The sequence below is a fragment of the Allobosea sp. 05T438 genome, assembly GCF_056396025.1.
Genome location: NZ_JBFTKQ010000018.1, coordinates 18940 through 37905, shown reverse-complemented (window position 1 = coordinate 37905; position 18966 = coordinate 18940). Strand labels below are relative to the sequence as shown.

19 protein-coding genes are annotated in these 18966 nt (G+C 62.2%); 11 read left to right on the top strand and 8 right to left on the bottom strand.

What is annotated here, in order from left to right; all coding sequences use genetic code 11:
- Positions 1-87: 87 nt before the first annotated feature.
- Positions 88-927 (top strand): hypothetical protein, encoded by an 840-nt coding sequence (locus tag AC1DIN_RS24865; protein ID WP_441473164.1) that lies wholly within the window; start codon positions 88-90, stop codon positions 925-927.
- Positions 928-1202: 275 nt separating this feature from the next.
- On the top strand, positions 1203-2825 hold the full coding sequence (locus tag AC1DIN_RS24860; RefSeq protein ID WP_476811694.1) for a DUF1254 domain-containing protein: 1623 nt from the start codon (positions 1203-1205) through the stop codon (positions 2823-2825).
- Positions 2826-3023: 198 nt separating this feature from the next.
- Here AC1DIN_RS24860 and AC1DIN_RS24855 read toward each other — a convergent pair whose 3' ends face one another.
- The 7 genes from AC1DIN_RS24855 to AC1DIN_RS24825 form a co-directional block, all read right to left on the bottom strand.
- A complete protein-coding gene (locus AC1DIN_RS24855; protein ID WP_476811715.1) occupies positions 3024-3329 on the bottom strand; it encodes a hypothetical protein in 306 nt (101 codons plus the stop codon).
- Between the two features lie 324 nt (positions 3330-3653).
- The gene (locus tag AC1DIN_RS24850) at positions 3654-4010 is read right to left on the bottom strand and encodes an HdeA/HdeB family chaperone (RefSeq protein ID WP_441473167.1); all 357 of its coding nucleotides are present in this window, start codon (positions 4008-4010) and stop codon (positions 3654-3656) included.
- 147 nt (positions 4011-4157) lie between these two features.
- Complete coding sequence (locus tag AC1DIN_RS24845) at positions 4158-4883, bottom strand: outer membrane protein (RefSeq protein ID WP_476811693.1); 726 nt, start codon at positions 4881-4883, stop codon at positions 4158-4160.
- A gap of 124 nt (positions 4884-5007) precedes the next feature.
- Entirely contained in the window at positions 5008-5403 is a 396-nt protein-coding gene (locus AC1DIN_RS24840) for a hypothetical protein (RefSeq protein WP_441473169.1), read from the bottom strand.
- A 112-nt stretch (positions 5404-5515) separates the two neighbouring features.
- Entirely contained in the window at positions 5516-5737 is a 222-nt protein-coding gene (locus AC1DIN_RS24835; protein ID WP_476811692.1) for a hypothetical protein, read from the bottom strand.
- A 196-nt stretch (positions 5738-5933) separates the two neighbouring features.
- Complete coding sequence (locus tag AC1DIN_RS24830) at positions 5934-6155, bottom strand: hypothetical protein (protein WP_476811691.1); 222 nt, start codon at positions 6153-6155, stop codon at positions 5934-5936.
- A gap of 85 nt (positions 6156-6240) precedes the next feature.
- Positions 6241-6516: a helix-turn-helix domain-containing protein gene (locus AC1DIN_RS24825; RefSeq protein ID WP_476811690.1), complete on the bottom strand. Its 276-nt coding sequence runs from the start codon at positions 6514-6516 to the stop codon at positions 6241-6243.
- 389 nt (positions 6517-6905) lie between these two features.
- Here AC1DIN_RS24825 and AC1DIN_RS24820 point away from each other — a divergent pair, with 389 nt between their 5' ends.
- The 7 genes from AC1DIN_RS24820 to AC1DIN_RS24790 all read left to right on the top strand — a co-directional run bounded on the left by AC1DIN_RS24820 (position 6906) and on the right by AC1DIN_RS24790 (position 15449).
- On the top strand, positions 6906-7907 hold the full coding sequence (locus AC1DIN_RS24820; RefSeq protein WP_476811689.1) for an AraC family transcriptional regulator: 1002 nt from the start codon (positions 6906-6908) through the stop codon (positions 7905-7907).
- A 111-nt stretch (positions 7908-8018) separates the two neighbouring features.
- Entirely contained in the window at positions 8019-8585 is a 567-nt protein-coding gene (locus tag AC1DIN_RS24815; protein ID WP_441473173.1) for a hypothetical protein, read from the top strand.
- 279 nt (positions 8586-8864) lie between these two features.
- The gene (locus AC1DIN_RS24810) at positions 8865-9689 is read left to right on the top strand and encodes an LssY C-terminal domain-containing protein (protein WP_476811688.1); all 825 of its coding nucleotides are present in this window, start codon (positions 8865-8867) and stop codon (positions 9687-9689) included.
- A gap of 111 nt (positions 9690-9800) precedes the next feature.
- Positions 9801-10844 (top strand): AI-2E family transporter, encoded by a 1044-nt coding sequence (locus AC1DIN_RS24805; RefSeq protein WP_476811687.1) that lies wholly within the window; start codon positions 9801-9803, stop codon positions 10842-10844.
- Between the two features lie 499 nt (positions 10845-11343).
- Positions 11344-12642 (top strand): cytochrome c, encoded by a 1299-nt coding sequence (locus AC1DIN_RS24800; protein WP_476811686.1) that lies wholly within the window; start codon positions 11344-11346, stop codon positions 12640-12642.
- A gap of 13 nt (positions 12643-12655) precedes the next feature.
- Positions 12656-13129, top strand: a complete 474-nt coding sequence (locus AC1DIN_RS24795; RefSeq protein WP_476811685.1) for a (2Fe-2S)-binding protein — start codon at positions 12656-12658, stop codon at positions 13127-13129.
- Positions 13122-15449 carry a xanthine dehydrogenase family protein molybdopterin-binding subunit gene (locus AC1DIN_RS24790; protein WP_476811684.1) on the top strand — a complete coding sequence of 776 codons (2328 nt, stop codon included), beginning with the start codon at positions 13122-13124 and terminating at the stop codon, positions 15447-15449. Before AC1DIN_RS24795 ends, AC1DIN_RS24790 begins: the two co-directional genes overlap by 8 nt.
- 854 nt (positions 15450-16303) lie before the next feature.
- Here AC1DIN_RS24790 and AC1DIN_RS24785 read toward each other — a convergent pair.
- Positions 16304-16525, bottom strand: coding sequence for a hypothetical protein (locus AC1DIN_RS24785; RefSeq protein WP_476811683.1), 222 nt, complete (start codon positions 16523-16525; stop codon positions 16304-16306).
- Positions 16526-17144: 619 nt separating this feature from the next.
- Between AC1DIN_RS24785 and AC1DIN_RS24780 the strand changes: the two genes are divergently transcribed.
- Together AC1DIN_RS24780 and AC1DIN_RS24775 are read left to right on the top strand one after the other, a co-directional pair.
- The gene (locus AC1DIN_RS24780) at positions 17145-17747 is read left to right on the top strand and encodes a M15 family metallopeptidase (protein WP_476811682.1); all 603 of its coding nucleotides are present in this window, start codon (positions 17145-17147) and stop codon (positions 17745-17747) included.
- Between the two features lie 501 nt (positions 17748-18248).
- Positions 18249-18965, top strand: a complete 717-nt coding sequence (locus AC1DIN_RS24775; RefSeq protein WP_441473181.1) for an IclR family transcriptional regulator — start codon at positions 18249-18251, stop codon at positions 18963-18965.
- The last annotated feature ends 1 nt before the right edge of the window (position 18966 follow it).

Below are 18966 nucleotides of genomic sequence, written 5' to 3'. Positions count from 1 at the left end.
CCCGGTTCAATCAGTGCGCCTGCTGCTTATCGCTGGGCCACGCTGTTCCACCGGTTACAGCGGGCTGGAGGTCAGATGGAGCACCTCATGATTGAATTGCACAGGGGCCGCCGGCGATTAGGATTCTGGCTCGCATTCGCCATCCTGGCGGGCAGTGGCAGCTCTTTCGCTATCGCGCAGGAGGAGCACGGGAAAAGCACCGACGATCTGGCCAAGGCGGCGCAGAACCCCGTTGCCGACATGATCAGCCTGCCTTTCCAGAACAACTTCAATTTCAACGTCGGCCCACACAAGCAACTGCAGAATGTCCTCAACATCCAGCCCGTGATCCCGATCACGCTGGGCAAGGACTGGAATCTGATCACGCGCTGGATCACGCCGGTGATCGCGCAACCGGCCCTGACGGTGAATGGCGACCGCGAGTTCGGCCTGGGCGACATCAACCCGAGCTTCTTCTTCTCGCCGAAGCAGCCGACGCGCGGCATCATCTGGGGCATAGGCCCGACCTTCGTGCTCCCGACCGGCACTGACAAGACCCTCACGGCCGGCAAGTACTCGGCGGGCCCGGCCTTCGTGGCCCTGGCGATCGAAGGGCCCTGGGTTGTCGGCGTCCTCGTCAACAACGTCTGGTCCTTCGCGGGTAAGAGCAACCGCGGCGCGGTCAACGCGATGACCCTACAGCCCTTCGTGAACTACAACCTCCACGGCGGCTGGTATCTGACCTCGTCTCCCATCATCACCGCCAACTGGGAAGCCGGCGGTGGCGACCGCTGGACGGTGCCGATCGGAGGCGGTTTTGGGCGCGTGTTCAAGATCGGGCATCAGCCCGTCAACGCGCAGCTCGCAGCCTACTACAATGTCGCAAAGCCCTCCGGAGCAGCCGATTGGCAGCTCAGGGCTCAGCTCCAGTTCCTGTTCCCGAAGTAGGAGGACAAGCAAGCCGCGTCGAACGTTCTACCCGCCCTGTTACTGATATGATCTTGCGCCGGTATTGGCGGACCTGAAATCCGTCTCGTGTCGTCGTCTATTACGGTGGGGCCGGCGGCGGCGGGATCGATTTCTGACTATGCCAAGTAGATGGGCGCCGGTGTTACGGCAGCCGCCCGCTATCAATCTGGCGCAATAATTATCTCCGACCATACTGACGCGTGGTGCTGGGTGCGGCACCGGGCATCCCGAACTGCGACAAAGGATGAAAAACCATGAAACGCTACCTGAAATTGGCCGGCGCTACTGTGGTCGGTGCCCTCGCGCTGCCCTCTGCCGCTGCCGTTGCGCAGGTTCCACAAGAGACCGTTCGATCTCTCGGCGCGCCCGATACGGCACAGACGCGCATCGGCACGCTGGAGTTCAAGGACGGTGCACCGACCGCCGAAACTGCTCGCAAAGTATATGACACGCTCGATTTCACCCGTGCGCTCAACGTCTACAACAACAGCTTCCGCGGCGCCTCGGCGCTGGCGATCGTCAAGGGCTTTGAAGGCCTCGGCGTCAAGCCGGGCGATGTCGCCATCTTTTCTGAGCTCATGGATTCGAGCTCGCTGTTCCTGACGGCGAATGCGGACACCGTTTACTACCTCACAGCGCTCGATCTGAGCAAAGGCCCGGTGGTGCTAGAGCAGCCGCCGAACGCCGTGGGTACCATCAACGACATGTGGTTCTCCTGGATCATCGACATCGGCACGCCGGGCCCGGATCGTGGCCTCGGCGGCAAATATCTGATCGTGGGTCCTGACTATGACGGCCCGCTGCCTGAGGGCGGCTACTTTGTCGCCCGTTCCAAGACAAACCTCGCACTCTATGCCGCGCGGGCCTATCTCGTCGGTGGCGATCCGAAACCGGCCGTCGAGAACGTCAAGCGAAACCTGAAGATCTATCCCTACAAGCCGGGTTCCTTCGGAACGAGCATTGCCCAGGCCCTTGAGGGTAAGGTGCACATCGCGGGCGAGCCGAAGATTCCCGAGATGAAGTTCGTTGAGGCCAGCGGGCGCTCGTTCAACACGATACCGCCGAGCGGGTACGATTTCTTCGAACTGATCAACGAGAACGTCCAGAGCGAGCCCGCCACCAGCTATGATGTCGAGCTCGCAGGACAGCTTGCCGCGATCGGCATCGTGCATGGCAAGAAGTTCGCGCCCGACGAGCGCATGAAGAAGATCCTGTCGGACGCGGCCGTTGTCGGCCAGGCGAGCGGGCGGTCGCTCAACTGGCGCTATGCGATGAAGCACCCGGATTGGGCCTACTACGAAGGCTCGCAGTGGGGCAGCATGCTGTGGGAGGGCGGCGCGTTTTTTGAAACCCCGCCGCCGATCTTCAAGGACGGCATGTTCAAGCCGCTTGCACCGACCGGCGCGCGCACGCTCGATTCCCGCACGGCCTTCTACTACGGCTACACGTTGGACTCCCCGGGCATGATCATGCGCATTCCGGGTGTCGGCTCGCAGTATCTCATGGGCTTCCTCGATCCCGAGGGAACCCCCTTTGACGGTGCCAAGACCTACAAGGTGACGCTGCCCAAGGACATCCCAGCCGCGGCATTCTGGTCGTTCACGCTCTACGACAACCAGACGCGATCGATGCTGCAGACGCCGCAGAAATACCCGCGCGCCGGCAGCCAGGACTATCCCTCGCCCGCGGCTGAAGCTGCCGCCGATGGCACGACCACGGTCTATTTCGGACCGACGCAGCCGAAGGGCGTGGCACGCGGAAACTGGATCCAGACCGACCCCGGCAAGGGCTGGTTCACGATCTTGCGCCTGTACAGCCCGTTGCCGTCGTTCTTCGACAAGAGCTGGCGGCCGAGCGAAATCGCACTGGTGAAGTGATCAAAGGCCGGCCTGCGATGTTCCGCAGGCCGGCTCGCCGGTTCCGTCCGCGCCCCCGGCGGCACTCGGACGACATGGAAGTGCGTGACCGGCTGAAGGCGCCTGGCAAGCCCACACACCGTCGGCTTGGCTAAGGCGAGCGCGTCGGCACAGGTCCCATGGACGACCGCGCGATTGTCGAGCGCGTTGATGTTGCTCTTACGGCCGCAGGGACGACGCCAGTTCGCGCCCTTCGGCGGGCTTCACTATTGCCCAGATCGCGCGGATCGGACCGGGCCCTTCGCTGCCGTGAACGCGAGCGATCCAGCGTCGATCATCTGCGGAAGCGTCTCGGAATAGTCCCTCGGATCGGGGGCGACCCCAGCGAAGGTGACGTAATCGGTAGCCCTGACGAACTCTTTGAACTGCCGGTTGGGCATCGGGAAAGATCCGGTCCATCCAGAACCCGTCGACGGTGACGCGACGCGCCGGCGCCTCCTCCGGGTAGTGCCGGTCCGAGCCCATGCGGAACGTCCCGCCGGGAATGAACACTATGTCGGGAGGCGGCGCGGCTCCGATGTCTACCTGATCCCCGGGAAGCGAAGCCAGTAAGCGGTCTGGAACGCCGGCGTCTCTCACGGCGTCCTCGTTGGATGCGCACAACGTGGTTAAGCCGACAGCCCCCCGATGAAATCGCGGGGCTGTCGGCTTCATGCGCCTCGTGAGCGCGCGGCCCGCTCAGATGCGAAGCGATCGCCCATGATGGGGCGCGCCGCGTGCGCGCCCCTCTTTTGCTCCGAAGGCGCTATGATGTCCCTAAAGCGCCCCGCATTGGCGACGCCACCGCTCTCACTTCATGTGGATCCCTAGCTTGGCGCGTTCGTCCTTGAAGACGACCGCAAGCGCCTCGATGACCCTCTTCCCGGGATTGGCCTTGCAGTAGACGATGACCTCGTGCTCGACGACCTTGCCCTTCTTCAGGTCGAGAAAGTGCTTCTTGGCGAGGCCGTTATACCAGCCGCTATACCATGCAGAGAGCGCATCGGCGTCCTCCTGGAAGGTGCCGGCCAACTGAGCACAGGTCAGCTCCTGGACATCGATGAAACCGTTCGCATCGGCATAGCTCGTGAGCGGAACCTGGGCTGTCGCCATGCCCGACGCGGTAAGGACGATCGAGGCAGTCATTGCTGCGAGAGTTCGGGACATAACAGCATTCTCCTTTGCTTTAGTGAACGAGACCGGCCGAAGGTGTCCTGGGAAACGCGGGATGCTAGGGACACTTCGACGGCGTTGATTAGACCGAGCCTGTCAGGGCAATCCTGCCGACCCGGTCATTTTCTGTTCCGAGGCGGATCAGAACTTGTAGAGCAGCCGCCCGACAACTTGATTGGTGCTCAACTGCTGCTTGAAACCGACGATCCCGAGTCCGCCGACGCCATTCGGGTAGGTGAAGGTATTCTCCTCGAATTGTGAGTAGCGATACTCCAGGCCGGCGATCCAGTTGTTGGTGATCGCGTATTCGGCGCCGGCACCGAGCGTCCAACCGACACGGGTGCTGTCGCCCGCACCAAAGGAATAACCTGTGCCCGTCACCGTCGACTTGGGAGCAGCCAATGCGAGGCCGCCGGTAGCGTAGATCATGAACCGGTCGAAGGCATAACCGACACGCAGCCTGGCCGAACCGACCCAGTTGGTATGGGCGGTGATGAAATCGCCGGTCAGCGCGGTGTATCGCTGCTTACCAGTGATGAGGGCGGCGCCGTCGATCTCGCCACCGAGGACAAGATGGCCGATCTGGTAGTTGTAGCCCAGCAGCAGGCCGACAGCGGCACCGTTTCTGTTCAGGCTCGGTAATGACGTAGCGGCCGCCCCACCGGCGATCGCCGCGCCTGCCGTCAGTTCGGTTCTGGTCTGCGCCCAGCCGGCCTGAGCGCCGATATAGAAGCCGGACCAGGTGAACGCAGGGGCTAAGGGAACGACAGGCGCGATTTTCCGCGATGGCAAGTCTGCAGCCTGCGCGGTGATCGAGCACGCCGCGAAGGCAATTCCAGCATAGAATCTTGCAGCAAAGGCAGACATCTTTAATACACCCCTAGTGAATGGCAAAACGATCGCGCGTATTGGCTCGCCTACCAATAGGGCGCGGCTAAAACTTGCGTCGTGTTCAATTTTTATTTCATTTATTCCAAGATTGACGTCGATTTCAGTACATGAATGGTCCTGGCCCACCCCATGGGCCGAAATCGAAGGCGTCCTGGTTCATCACCGCAGTCATCTGGCGCTCGTCGGCCAGTTTCTGCGCGAAGACCATCTGGCGAAATTGGGCGTAAGCCGCCTGGTTGCCGAAGTAGACGCATTGGCAGACGACCGGATCGGCATAGACGTAGACGATTTGCGAGTCTTTCGCCTGTTGAACGAACTTGTTGGGGGGCAACTTCTTCATGGCCGCAATGCGCTGCGGCGTATTCGCGGGCTGTGGAACGAAGCCGGCCGCCGAGAGCAGGTCTTCCTTCTGCTGCACGGCCTGGGGCGTGGACTGGCAACCAGCCAAGGCCAGCCCGAAGCAAACGGCAAGGGCGGTGACGACGCGCGATGTCATGACATTCTCCTGATAAGGGCTAGACTCGGATCCGTTTGAGCGCTGGGCAAGCAGCGGGGCTTGCCGCGAGCGTGCCAGATCGCATTGGCTGGGGGAAAAGCCTGGCATGGCCTCAGTTGCCGACGGCCGCGCCGAGCAGATAGTCCTTCTGCAAGGCCTGATCGGACGACGGGTAAAGCGTCTGGCATTCCGACCAATAGAAGGTCTTGGGTTGCCGATTGGCGGGATCGGCGCAGATCGCGGCGAGTTGCGCCTGCCTTGATTGCGCCGTCTGGCATCCGGCAAGAACAGGTCCGGCGATAAGCAACAAGCAGACAAATTGAACCGGTTTCATCTTGGGTTTCCCCTTGGGAGCCGACTATATCGGGCTATGCGTACCGGGCCGTTGTGTTCGGTTCGGGCAGCTATCGATGAGGGCGGCCCTCTGCTGAAGTCCAACCGCGATCGGTGTCGAGCGCGCGTCGCCCCCTCGAGGTCCTGTCGTCGTCGCCTGGAAGGCAGGCTTTGAGCGCCGTGACCCAGCGCCAGGCTTAGCGGCAGACCCGTCGTCCATTGACGATCGCACAGCGGACCGGCACCGGCCTCACCACCACGGCGGCCCTTGGAACAGGGCGTCGCGCGACGACGGCGCCGTTCGGGCCGGCGCATCCCGCTCTCACGACGCCCCGCGCGCAGACGACGGCGTTCGCATCCACCGGAATGACGACTACGGCCAGCCCGAACATGCCGGCCGCCGAGATTAGAGCTTTCATGAACGGTTCTCCTGCGAACGTCGCCTGGCCATCTCTCGCTAGCTCACAGGAACTAGTCCTGCCATTTCGCGCCAAACGCGGCGGTTCAGCGTGGGCAGCTCGAATTCGGTCCCTCGCCGCGGGACATGCCGCTGTCCCTGTGTTGCCGCCTAAAAGTGGCAGGTTGAACTTTCATCATACGCATGAAGGTGCGGTTGAAGCTGCTGGCGCCGGTATAACCAAGGCGCAAGGCGATGTGCGAAATGCGCTCGCTGGTTTCGGCAAGCAGATGGCACGCTGTATCGAGACGCACGTCTATAACCAATTCTCTGTAAGTGGTACCTCTCGCGGCGAGATGGCGCTGCAGTGAGCGTGCGCTCATTCCCAGTTGACTTGCGGTCCATTGCAGAGATGCGCCATTGTGCTGCAGTGACGCAGCGATCGCTGCTCGCACCGTGCATCGGGAGGGAAATTGGACAAGCTTCATAGCCACGCCGTGAAAGGTCGAAGCCTCTGCGTTCCCGTTCGAGTCATTGCGCCAGTCAAGGCCCAAAAGTATCGGCCGTCTGGCCATCAGCCGCCAAAATTAAACTGGAACGAGCATCACTTGGAGATGGCGGGGACAACGCATCTGCGCCACAGCGAAGCATGCAGAATCTGACAGCGCGTCGTTGAGAGCCCGCTGTCTATCCTTTGCTCCGGTGGGGCAACAGCGCCGAAGCAAAGGATAGACAGCAAAACGATCGATTCCGCAGCCGGGGGGCAAAAAGCGTGGGCGGAATTCCCTTAATCCGTTGCCAGTTCCTAATTCCCTTCGCCGACGTCCACGACGAGATCGGAGCGCCCACCGACTCACTGCTGACAAAGTTTCGGCTGCCGACATCTTTGGCTGAAAAAGCCAACCACTTTTTACCACTACTGCCCGCCGTCCGCTTCGTGGAAGCTGCGCAAAGATCGCAAGGCATTACGGATCTCGGGTTTCAGGCCTCGCAGCGGTTGCAGTTTTGCCATCTCAGCGAAAAGCTCAGGACAGTGATCGGATATTCCCCGACGCTGTTCGCCGCACTTCAGCAAACGTGCAAATGGGCGGCCTTTGAAGACACTGTTCTGAAGATGTGGCTCGAACGCTGCGATGATCACGTGAAGATTTGCAGCAGGCTGTTCGGGACCTCCGGAATAGCGCACCTGGAACACTCGCAGTGGCTTCAGAATGTGCTTACCATTCACATTGTCCGACAGTTCGCCGGATCAAGCTGGGTTCCAGCAACAATCGCCTTCGAATCCCGGTATACCCCAAGCTCTGGGACTCGGTCGTTCTGGCCAAATACGCGCTTCTTGTCTGGGCAAAGAGCCTCGTGGATCGACGTGCCGATCTCGCACTTGAGTCTTCCCAACGTGGCAAGCCAGGTGCTGACCGATCCGACCGACGACGAAGCCGGGCCGACCGGCAACGACATCATTGGCACGCTCAAGCTGATGTTGCCATCATACCTGGACGAACGAATCCCCATGGTCGCTGAAATCGCGGAGATGGCCCGCATGAGCGTCAGGAGTCTTCAACGGAAGCTCTCGGGCGCGGGCCTTACATATTCCGACCTGCTAGGCGCGGCCCGATTTGAAAACGCGGCCAAACTCCTGCGCGAGACGGACGCCAAGATTATCGAGGTCGCTTTCTCTTCCGGTTATACGGACCCTGCGCATTTTGCCCGCGCATTCCGCCGGATTTCCGGGGTTGCGCCACGGCAATATCGTGAGACGTGGAGACCGCAATAGGCGTGGTCATTCCTCTGCTATATGCTCAGCAACGGACGTAGGCTCTCAATTGGCGCGAGATGGCAATTTTAGCCGACGCAAGCCCGCTATGAGTTGGAGAGAGCAGCGTGGTTGTGCCGCCGCACGGCGGCGACGTTGTACAACTGGCAAACCGGGCTTCGCGGCGGTGTTATGGATGTTCTAGATGCAACCCCATGGGGGAGCGATTGGGCCTGGGGCCTGCCGCTGATCCTGCTGAATGTCATCATTCATGTCTTCGGCCTTGCGTTCATCTACGACGCGTTCACCTTTCTCTTGCGGGAGGTGACGGTTCGCCGCCGTTTCATGATCCGATTTGCCGAGGTCATGAGCGCCTCCGTGTTGCTGATCGTCGTTCTGCATGGTCTGGAGGCGATCACGTGGGCTGTCGCATACCTCTCTCTGGGCGCGGTGTCGGACAGCAAGACCGCGATGCTCTATTCGCTCGGCGCGATGACCGGATTCGGGGTTGGGAACATTTCCTTGCCGTCTCACTGGCAAATGATGGGCGTTCTGCAATCGCTCGCCGGACTGCTTCTGTTTGGCCTGACCACAGCGTTCATGTTCGCCATGTTCCAGGCGGTGTGGCCGTTGCAACAGCCGCCGGAGCGGGTAAATCCGCGGCGCGACAAAGATTCAAGCGCCGGCCGCGTTGATTGATACCCGCCCCCAACACCTTCAAGAAATTGAGCCACGGTGCGCGGCCTAACCCATTCAATGCGGCCACGGTCGATTGCAGCCAGAGAAGCAGCGGCGGAAGTGATCCGCAACAGGTGACACAAGCAGGGGGGGCGCGGGCGAATATGCGTGGCCTCGCTCGCCTTTGCCGGTTGAACGGGCGTCGGATTCGAGGCCTAATGTAACGCTGGACGGTGAAACCCGCATACGAACGGACAGAACTGCGACGACCTCATCTCCTGCCAGACAGGACAAAGAATAGTGAGATTGCTTGCGCGCCTATTTCAGAGGTTACTCATTTTCTGCCTGGGCGCATTCAGCGTATGGCTGATAGTCTTCGTCGTATTCGATACGGCGGACCACAGACTTCCATGGATCCTAGCAGTAAGCTTCACTTACGGGCTGGCAGCCTATGTCATTTTGCCAATCGTGGTCCGAATGGGGCTGAAGGTTCTCCATCGGAGACTTATCCCTAGATACACGATCACCGGAGATGGCTTACCCGGCGATCCGGTAAACCTCGTCCTCATCGGCACCCTTCAACAACTCTGCGATGCGTTTGCGACGGCCGGTTGGTCAACAGCCGATCGTTTGGGAATCGCGAGTTCGTGGCGAATGATACGCGCGTTTTTACTCAACTCCCCGTATCCCACAGCTCCCTTCAGCTCCCTCTATCTCTTTGGACGGAGGCAGGACATCGGTTTCCAAGAGCCCATCAACAACAGCCCGCGCAAGCGCCATCACGTCCGTTTCTGGGCGTTGAGCCTCGCCCACTCGGAGGACGATATGGCAGCAGCGAGCTTCTGGTTGAACACGGATAAACCGTCGACCGATCAGCGCGTGCTTTGGGTCGGGGCGGGCACCAGAGACACCGGCCTATCACTGGCCCGACTAACGCTCCAAGTGACCCATGCGACCGATTCAGACACGAATGCGGAACGCAACTACGTCGTCACCCAGTTAAAGGCAAATCGGGTGATCGGGGATGTCGCATTGCACCAATCCGGATCACGGTTGCAGACCGGAAAGGTTAACCACTACATTACCGATGGCGAGATCGCGTTCGCCAGCCTGATGGAAAATTGAACAAGGATCTGTACGACCGCAACTCTCGCTCGGATTCGGGGATCCGCGCTGGGAATCGGCGGGCACCGAAGCCGGCAGTCGAGCTCGAAACCGCATGTGCGACGAAGGCCGATGAGAATTACACGACCAGCGACGTTCTGGCTCGCGGTCTCTGCGCTCGCGTTGGTTACGTTGGTGCTGTTGCGCCAAATCCTGCTGCCGTTCGTGGTCGGTACGTTGCTCGCATACCTGCTCGTTCCAGTGGTCGACAGGCTGGAGCGGCTCGGGATTAGCCGTTCCCTTGCGGCTCTGGCCGTGTTCCTCCCGCTGGTCGCGGCTCTTGTCGCCTTTCTGCTCGTGATGCTCCCGGCCATCATTGGCGAGCTCAGATTTTTCGTTGAGGAGTTCCCCGGCTACGTCACAAGACTCCAGTCGCTCATGAGCGATGCAAGCCGCCCCTGGCTGCGCAGTGTCATGGGCGACGAACTCCACATCGAGCAATCCACCGCCGAAATCGCGAAGACGATGGGCAGCAACTGGCTCGATGGCGTCCTTCGCTCGTTGTGGTCGAGTGGACTGGCCTTGATTTCCCTTCTTTCGCTCATCGTCGTCACGCCGATCATCTCCGTCTATCTCGCAATTGACTGGCAAAGAATGATCGCGACGGTCGATGGCTGGTTCCCCCCGGCATACCGCGACGATATGCGGGCGCTTGGGCGTGAAATCCACGATACGGTCGCTGGCTTCGTGCGCGGGCAGGTCGTCATCTGTCTCGTTCTTGCCGTGCTTTATGCGACAGCTCTGAAAATGACAGGGCTCAACCATGCCATTTTGATAGGAGTGACAGCAGGCCTCATCAGTTTTGTTCCCTATTTCGGGGCCGCCACCGGGTGCTTAGTTGCGGCCTGCGTTGCAATGGCCCAATTCTGGCCGAATTGGGCACCCGTCGCTGTGGTGGGCGGCATCTTCGTCGTCGGAGAAATGCTTGCCGATTATGTGCTGTCGCCGCGCTTCATCGGTCGCCGCGTCAACCTCAACCCGGTCTGGATGATGTTTGCGCTGTTCGCCTTTGGATGGCTGTTCGGCTTCATCGGCGTGTTGTTGGCGATACCTCTCGCGGCATCGCTGGGCGTGATCCTGCGGTTTGCGCGGCGTCAGTCTCTGGTTAGGTCGTAGCCTCATAAGTGCGAAGCCAAAGCCGCATTTTGATGCGAGCTGAACCATGCAAGGAAATTTGCGGGGAGCTTGTCGTAGCGAGTGGCAACGAGCTGGACACCGAGATCGGCTTCGAGCGGGACACGATCTTGGAGGCCTGACTTGCGCTGGTTCCCAGCCGCTGGGCCGCGCCCGCGAAACTGCCGACTTCGAGCATCGCGACGAACATGCGATCACAATCGCGACGTTCCACGTCCTGCACCTCACCATAACGGCCCGGCCGCATGGCCACCGCGAGAAGACGCGACGGACCGGAGCCCGTCGTCCGCGCATGCAGCGCCGCGCAAGCTTGAGCCCTAGCTGCAACCGGCACCGACGAGAAACGTTTCCGCGGTCGGAGCGCTGTCGCTTCTTGCGCGGCGGACGGATGACCGGACCTCCGACGCGTCCTTTGCATAAGGAGTGGATCGGAGTTTAGAGCGGGTGTAATCGTGTACTCACACGATCGGAGGCCAGTGTCATGAGATTGAGGACGGTGCTGGCCGGAATCGCGCTTGCAGGCGTGGCTGCGCTAGCGGGCTTCGGCGTGTATGCCTATCGTTCAGCTCTGCCCGCGATAGCGGCGGCCGAACGGCCCGCCGCCGACGCGGCGACCATCGAGAAAGGGCGTGTGCTCGCCTCTGCGGGCTACTGCGCGACCTGCCATACCGCCAAGGGCGGGCAGCCCTTCGCGGGCGACTATCCGATGGTCACGGGTTTCGGCACGATCTACGCGTCGAACATCACGCCAGACCCCGAAACCGGCATCGGGACATGGTCGCTCGCCGCCTTCCGCCGCGCGATGCATGACGGCGTCGCGCGCGACGGGTCTCACCTCTTTCCCGCCTTCCCCTTCGATCATTTCACCAAGATGACGGACGAAGATGTCGATGCGATCTATGCCTATCTGATGGCCCGCGTCGCACCGGTAAAGCAGGTGACGAGGACGAGCGAACTGCCGTTCCCGCTCAACCTGCGCATTCTGCAGGCCGGGTGGAAGCTGCTCTTCGTGGATTTCGGCCGCTACCGGCCCGACCCTACCCGGTCGGCGCAATGGAACCGCGGCGCTTATCTCGCCGAGGGCGTGGCGCATTGCGGGGCCTGCCACACGCCGCGCAACCCTCTGGGTGCCGAAGAAAAGGGCGAACGCTTTGCCGGAGCCGACATCGACAACTGGACCGCGCCGGCACTGACCGCCGCGAACCCTTCCGCGGTGCCGTGGAGCGCGGCGTCCTTCGCGCGCTATCTGCAAACCGGCGCCGGCGTCTATCACGGCGTCGCGGCCGGGCCGATGGGGCCCGTCCATGTCGGGCTGCGCGAACTGCCGAAGGCCGATATCGAGGCTATCGGCACCTATCTCGGTGCGGCACTTCCAGCTCCTCCCGCCGATCCCGCCAAGATTCCGGCGGTGGCGGCGAGCCTCGCGGCTGGCCGGCCGGATCCCGCCTATCGCAAGGACCGTGGCGAGCGGCTCTACCTCACCGCCTGCGCCTCCTGCCATTACAATTCGGAGAAGGTCGTTGCCGACCGGCCGGAACTCGGCATCAACACGTCGACGCGGCTGCCGGACCCGACCAACCTGATCCACGTCATCCTCGACGGGATCGGCGCGCAGGACGGCACGTCAGGCATCGTGATGCCGGCATTCCGGCATGCGCTCTCGAACGACGATGTTGCAGCCGTCGCGAGCTACCTTCGCGAGAAGCGGGCCGGGCTCGCGCCCTGGCCCGATCTCGCGGCGAAGGTCGGCCGCGTGCGCGCCGAAGCAACCGGACATTGACGGAAGCAGCAGCATGATCGCCTTCACCATCAATGGACGCGCCGTCAGGGTCGACATCGAAGCCGATGTGCCCCTTCTCTGGGCCATCCGCGACGAGATCGGCTTGACCGGAACCAAGTTCGGCTGCGGCATCGGCATGTGCGGTGCCTGCACCGTCCTCGTCGGCGGCAGGGCGACGCGCTCCTGCATCACCCCCGTCGGGGACGTGGCCGGGGCGGAGGTCACGACGATCGAGGGGCTTGATCCGAAGGGCGACCATCCGGTCCAGCAGGCCTGGCGGCACCTGCGCGTGCCGCAATGCGGCTACTGCCAGTCCGGCCAGATCATGCAGGCTGCCGCCTTCCTGAAAGACATGCCCAATCCCACCGACGACGACATCGACGCCGTGATGACGGGAAATCTCTGCCGCTGCATGACCTATAACCGCATTCGTGCCGCCGTCCGGGAAGCGGCCGCCGCCCTGCGCGGGGAGAAAAACCATGGCTGACGGCCTCGTCCTGCATTCCCGCGGACCCAGGGCCATGGAGCCGAGTCGCCGCGGCTTTCTGGTCACGATGGCCGCGGCGGGCGCCGTCTTCGGCTTTCCCCAGCAAGGTCTTGCGGCAATGGACCCGGCGGTTGCCGGCGGCACGCCGATGCAGGCCGCAGGTGCCCGGTTCGAGCCGACCATCTGGTACTGGATCGATACGCGCGGGCGCGTGAACGTCAATGTCATCCGCGCCGAGATGGGCCAGCATGTCGGCACTGCGATCGCCCGCATCCTCGCCGACGAGCTCGGCGCGAAATGGGACGATGTCAGTATCGAACACGTCGATAGCGCCGCCAAATGGGGGCTGATGGTGACCGGTGGAAGCTGGTCGGTCTGGCAGAGTTGGCCGGTCTACCGACAGGCCGGCGCAGCGGGGCGCGTCGCCCTCGCCGCGAGGGCGGCCGAGCTCTGGGGCATCGACCCCGCCGCGGTCACGGTCGTTGATGGTCTGATCTCCGGTGGAGGACGCAGCGCGAGCTTCGGAGAGATCGTCGCACAGGGAATCTCGCGCAGCTTCACCGAGGCCGAGCTGAAGGCGCTGCCCCTGAAGCCCCATGCGGAGCTCAAGCTGGTCGGGCGGGACGTGACCGCGCTCGACATCGCCGGCAAGACAACCGGGCAGGCCATCTATGGAATCGACGCCAAGGTCGAGAGCATGCTGCATGCGGCGCCGCTCCTGCCGCCGACGCGCTACGGCTCGCGCATCGTGCGGATCGACGACGGCGCGGCAAAGTCGATCAAGGGGTACCGACAGACGCTTTCCCTCGATGATCCGTCGGGCACCACGCCCGGCTGGGGCATGGTCATCGCCGACAGCCTGTGGGCCGCACATAAAGCGGCAGCCGCGATCAGGGTCGAGTGGGAGGCTGGAGAAGCCGCACGGGTCAGCGAGGCCGATATTCAGAACCACGCCCGTGCCCTGATCGCGGACGAGACGACCGGCGCGCTGCTCGAAACCGGCGACAACGACGTGGCCCCGTTCTTCGCGCGCGCAGCCGACACGGTCGAGGCCGAGTATACCACCGCCACGGTGCTGCATTTCCAGCTCGAGCCCGTGAACGCGCTCGCCTTCCGCAATAGCGAGGGAATCTGGGAGATCCATAGCGGCAACCAGTGGCAGTCGCTGGCCCTGCCCTGGCTGGAAAAGGCGCTCGGCGTCGCGCCCGGCGGCGTGGTCATGCGTTCCTACATGTTGGGGGGCGGCTTCGGGCGCCGGCTGAATGGCGACTATACAGTGCCGGTCGCACTGGCTTCGAAGGCCCTCGGCGGCAAGCCGGTAAAGATGGTGATGACGCGGCCGCAGGACCTGCTCTTCGACAGCCCGCGCTCGCCCTCGGTGCAGCGCCTGCGCATGGCTTTCGACAAAGAGCGGAACGTCATCGCGATGGACACGGCCGTGGCTGCCGGCTGGCCGACCAAGGCGATGATTCCGGGCTTCATGCCCAAGGGCGTGAACGGCGTGCCCTACGACCCGTTCGCGAGCGACGGCGCCGATCACTGGTACTCCGTAGGCGCCCAGCGTGTTCGGGCCATCTCGAACGATCTCGCGGAAAGCACCTTCCGGCCCGGCTGGCTCCGGTCGGTCTCGCCCGGCTGGATCAACTGGGCGGTCGAAAGCTTCATGCACGAGGCTGCCGTCAAGGCCGGGAAGGATCCGGTGCAGTTCCGCCTCGGGCTGCTGAAGGCGGAAGGGCGCAATGCCGGCTCGGCGCCGGATGCTGTCGGGGGAGCGGCGCGGCAAGCGCAAGTGCTGGCGCGCGTTGCAGAACTCTCCGGCTACGGTAAGGGCAAGCCGGCCGCCGACAGCGCGATCGGCATAGCAACAAGCTACGGTCAGGCGCGATCGATGCCGACCTGGGTTGCCTGTGCCGTCCAGCTTCATGTCGACCGCAAGAGCGGATATGTCGACGTGCAGAAGATCTGGCTCGTCGTCGATTGCGGCATCTTGGTCGATCCGGACGGCGCGCATGCGCAATGTGAGGGCGCGGCTCTCTGGGGCCTGTCGATGGCGCTCTGCGAGGGGACCGAGTTCGAGAACGGACAGGTGCGCGATCGTAATCTCGACAGCTATACGCCGTTGCGCATGGTCGACACGCCCGAGGTCGTCGTCGAGTTCGTCGAGAGCACGGAGGTGCCTGTGGGGCTGGGCGAGCCAGGCACGACCGTGATCGCGCCGGCGATCGGCAACGCGATCTTCGAGGCCGTCGGCGTCAGGCTGCGGCATCTGCCAATCACGCCGGACGCCATCCTCTCGGCGCTGGCCCGCTCCCGTTCCTGAGGAGTGCCCGACACCCGGCGAGCCGAAGTCGGCTATGCCGATGCAGCGACGTTGCGGTCACTTTTGCGAAAGCGGCTGGGTCGCGGCGTCCGGGAGCTGCGGACCGTCACGCAGTAACGAAGAGCAGCTTGGATGCTCGTCCGGCGGATAGTGAGTTGCGCCAGATCCGGAAGCTGGGTCGGTGTCGAAAAGCGGACGTTGCCTGATATCCAGACAGGAGCTCCACAATTAGTCGTGGCGGCTGTCAAAGCCGCAAGCCGACAGCAACGATCTCAATATGAGCCAGGCGCTCAAGCCACCTGCCACCAGGGCAGCCGGCGCGCGATCCGCCCCTTGCCGCTGATCACAACGCCGTCCTTGCAGTTCAGCGCATTAAAGAAGACGATTGGTCGAAGGGCTAAACAACTGGCTCCTGAGCGATCGACCGGAACTGCTCCATTCGTCGTCGCCAAGCAGGCAGGCTACAAGCCCCGCAGCGAGTCGCCGAGCGGTCTTGCACGAGACCCTGAATCTGCTGCCTGTACATTACGAACTGGCTAGCCCCTCCACGAAGTCGCATGAACGCTAACTGTGACCGCGCCATCACAGCGCTGGGCGGATGCGGCCAGAGCGGAGTTAAAGTGTTGCTCTACCTGGGCTGATCAGCAAAGCTCGTTTATGGGAGGACTTGTCATGCGTGCGCCCAATACCTCAGAGGCCTCAATGGCCCGCATCCACGGCGTTTTGATCCGGACGGCTATCGTGCTTGCTCTAGCCGCGGTTGTGGTGCTGCCGCTGGCTATTCGCTGACAGCTATCTGCCGCGCCGCGCTCCCGAACGAAAAAGCCCCCCAGCCGGAGCTGGCAGCGCCGATCTCATGCCGCGTCGGACTGTCTGTATCGGTCGATCGCCCGGCGGGTCAGATCATCTTCGTCTTCGGCGACATGCGCCAGCGCGGCAATGATGTAGGCCAGTTTGGTGCGCTCGCGTCCATCGCATGGATTTGGAAGGGTCAATCTGACTTCGTCCCATGCGGCATCCAAGGCCGCCTGCGCGCGGGCGAGGTCAACAGGGTCACTCAGCGATGAGAACGGCATAACTCCCACCCTCGTAAGGATACCGGACGGGGAAATTAGCGCGCTGCCACGGCATGGCAATGTCAAATGCTAAGCTCGACCCCTCTCGGAGACCGGGCCGGTAATGTTGACTCCCGACCCCATTGAGACACTCGACACAGTCGAATCGCTGCTCACTGATTACGGACTTGATTACGCAAGAGTTGACTGAACAAATATCGCGCAACCCGAGCAAGGCGTGGCTGTATAATAGAAAAAAATGGGGACTGCTAAAAAGAATTCGCACACACGTTAATAAAAATACTCACATGAAATCTTATAGCTCCAAAATACATCCAGTAGAACGTATCTCGGACAAGGTCTTTCCGTATCAGTCCGCGCCGGCTGGTCGATTTTTTGACGCCGCGATGGTACCTTTGGCATCGACTGTCGCGCTGAGATTTCCATTAACCGAAATACATTGCCCATCGCCATTCTTATTAATTCCGCCAGAATCGGACATTGGGCGTTCACCCGGATCCGGACATGCCAGGCCGGGTCGAAAGCGGCCTTTTCATTCGCGGGCGCTCAACTTTGCCTGAACTCAAACTCAAGCGGCCCTGCCTTCCTTTGGCACCATCGGACTGCGATTGTGCGGGCCATGATGCGTGGAAAGGCACGTTACCTCTTGAGATTAGGGGGCATTGCGCTCTTCAGCTTCGGCCTGAACAGCGGAGTTCAGAGCGAACCAGGCAGTGGATTGCGTACGTCACCGGGTGTCCTTGTCGATCCGCTGCGATACGGACCGGGCGGCATCTACGCGAAAATTCCCCCTCGGGATGAATTCGGGCGGGACCAACGCGCGATGTTTCGCGCATGGAATCCGGATCCACTGGCAAATCACGAGGCGAACCTTCGCGCCATCCGACCAATCCTCGCCAAGGTGGTACGGAAGGCGCAAGCTGACAATCCAGGGCTGCGCTTCGTGATTGGTTCCGGGAAACGTGACCGCAAACAGCAACGCATGGCGGTTGCCTGGGGCTGGTCCATGACACGTGCCAGTTCGCACCGGTTGGGCAAGGCAGTGGACCTATGGCCGCTCGATCAGACGGGACAGATCATCTTCGATCCGGAAGTTCAGAACCGGATTGCTGACGCGCTGGAGCGGGCCGGACGTGAATTGGGCGTATCGCTACGATGGGGTGGTCATTTCCACGGCTACAAGCACATGGACCGCTCCCATTTCGAGCTCGTCTCGCCGTAGCGCCGGCAAGCGGTGATCGGCGCAGCCGTCGCCGGCCCCTAATCCCTGCAGCGCACCGAACGCCAGAAGAACATTTTCGAGAAGCTGTTTGGGCCCTGAGGTTCAGTAATTCAGCCAAGCTCATTATTTTCATGGGCCGCGTCCAGGCTGCGCCAGGAGCGAACTTGCCTCTCAGCCCGAAAGCGGACCTCCGATTGGTGGCTTGTGCCGCCAAAAGCGAGCCAGCTCGGAGTTTGGACTTTTGCGCTGACTTGCCTCTGGTCCGACGTCATGCAGGGGCCGCATTTAACGACCTGAACGGCGGGGCAAGCGATCAATCGCGCTTCGAAGAGCCCTCAAAAAAGACTTCCTGAGCAAACAGACGATTCTCGCGATCGCGCCACCATAAATCAAACCAGCATCGCAATTCGTCCATCCGAGCCGAACTCGCAATTTCGCGCTTGACATGGGGCTCGCGCGGTATGATTTTTATATCATACGTTGTCTTCTATAAGAATACAAATGGCGGTTCGCTCCCTCTCCTCCACGCTCAAGACACTCGCGGTCTGCGATATCGTCGCGGCTTCGCCGAAGCCGCTACGGCTGGCCGATGTCGTGCGGGCCAGCGGCGATGCGCGGGCGGTCGTCTATCAGCGGCTGCGGACGCTGGTGGAGGCCGGCCTGCTCGACCAGACCGAGGACGGCGCCTTCCGGCTGGCGCTGCGCTTCCAGTTCTATGCGGTACGCGCGCTGGAGCAGGCCAATCTCGGCGAGCGCAGCAGCGAGTTGCTCCAGGGCATCGTCAATGAAAGCGGCGAGACCGCCACGATTTCGGTCGCCGATGGCTATCACGCCGTCATCATCAACCGCGTCGAGTCCCGGCAGGTTCTGCGGGCCGATCTGCGCGTGGGCGCCAAGCTGACGCTCGGCGGCAGCGCCTCGGGCGCCGTGTTGGTCGCCTTCGGTTCGGAGGAGATGCGCGAGAGCCTGCGCCAGCAGGGCGTCACGCTACCGCCGGAAGCCGAATTGCAGGCGGTCCGCGAGCGGGGCTATGCCGTCTTCGCGCCAACAGACCCACATTTCGTCGCCGCCGTCGCCGCCCCCGTCTTCGACGCCGCGCGCCAATGCGTGGCGGTGCTCGCTATCTCCGGGCCGATCTTCCGCTTCGACCACGACCGCTGTGGCCCCATCGTCGTCGCCGGCGCACGGCGCCTCAGCGCGCAGTTTGGACATTCGTGAC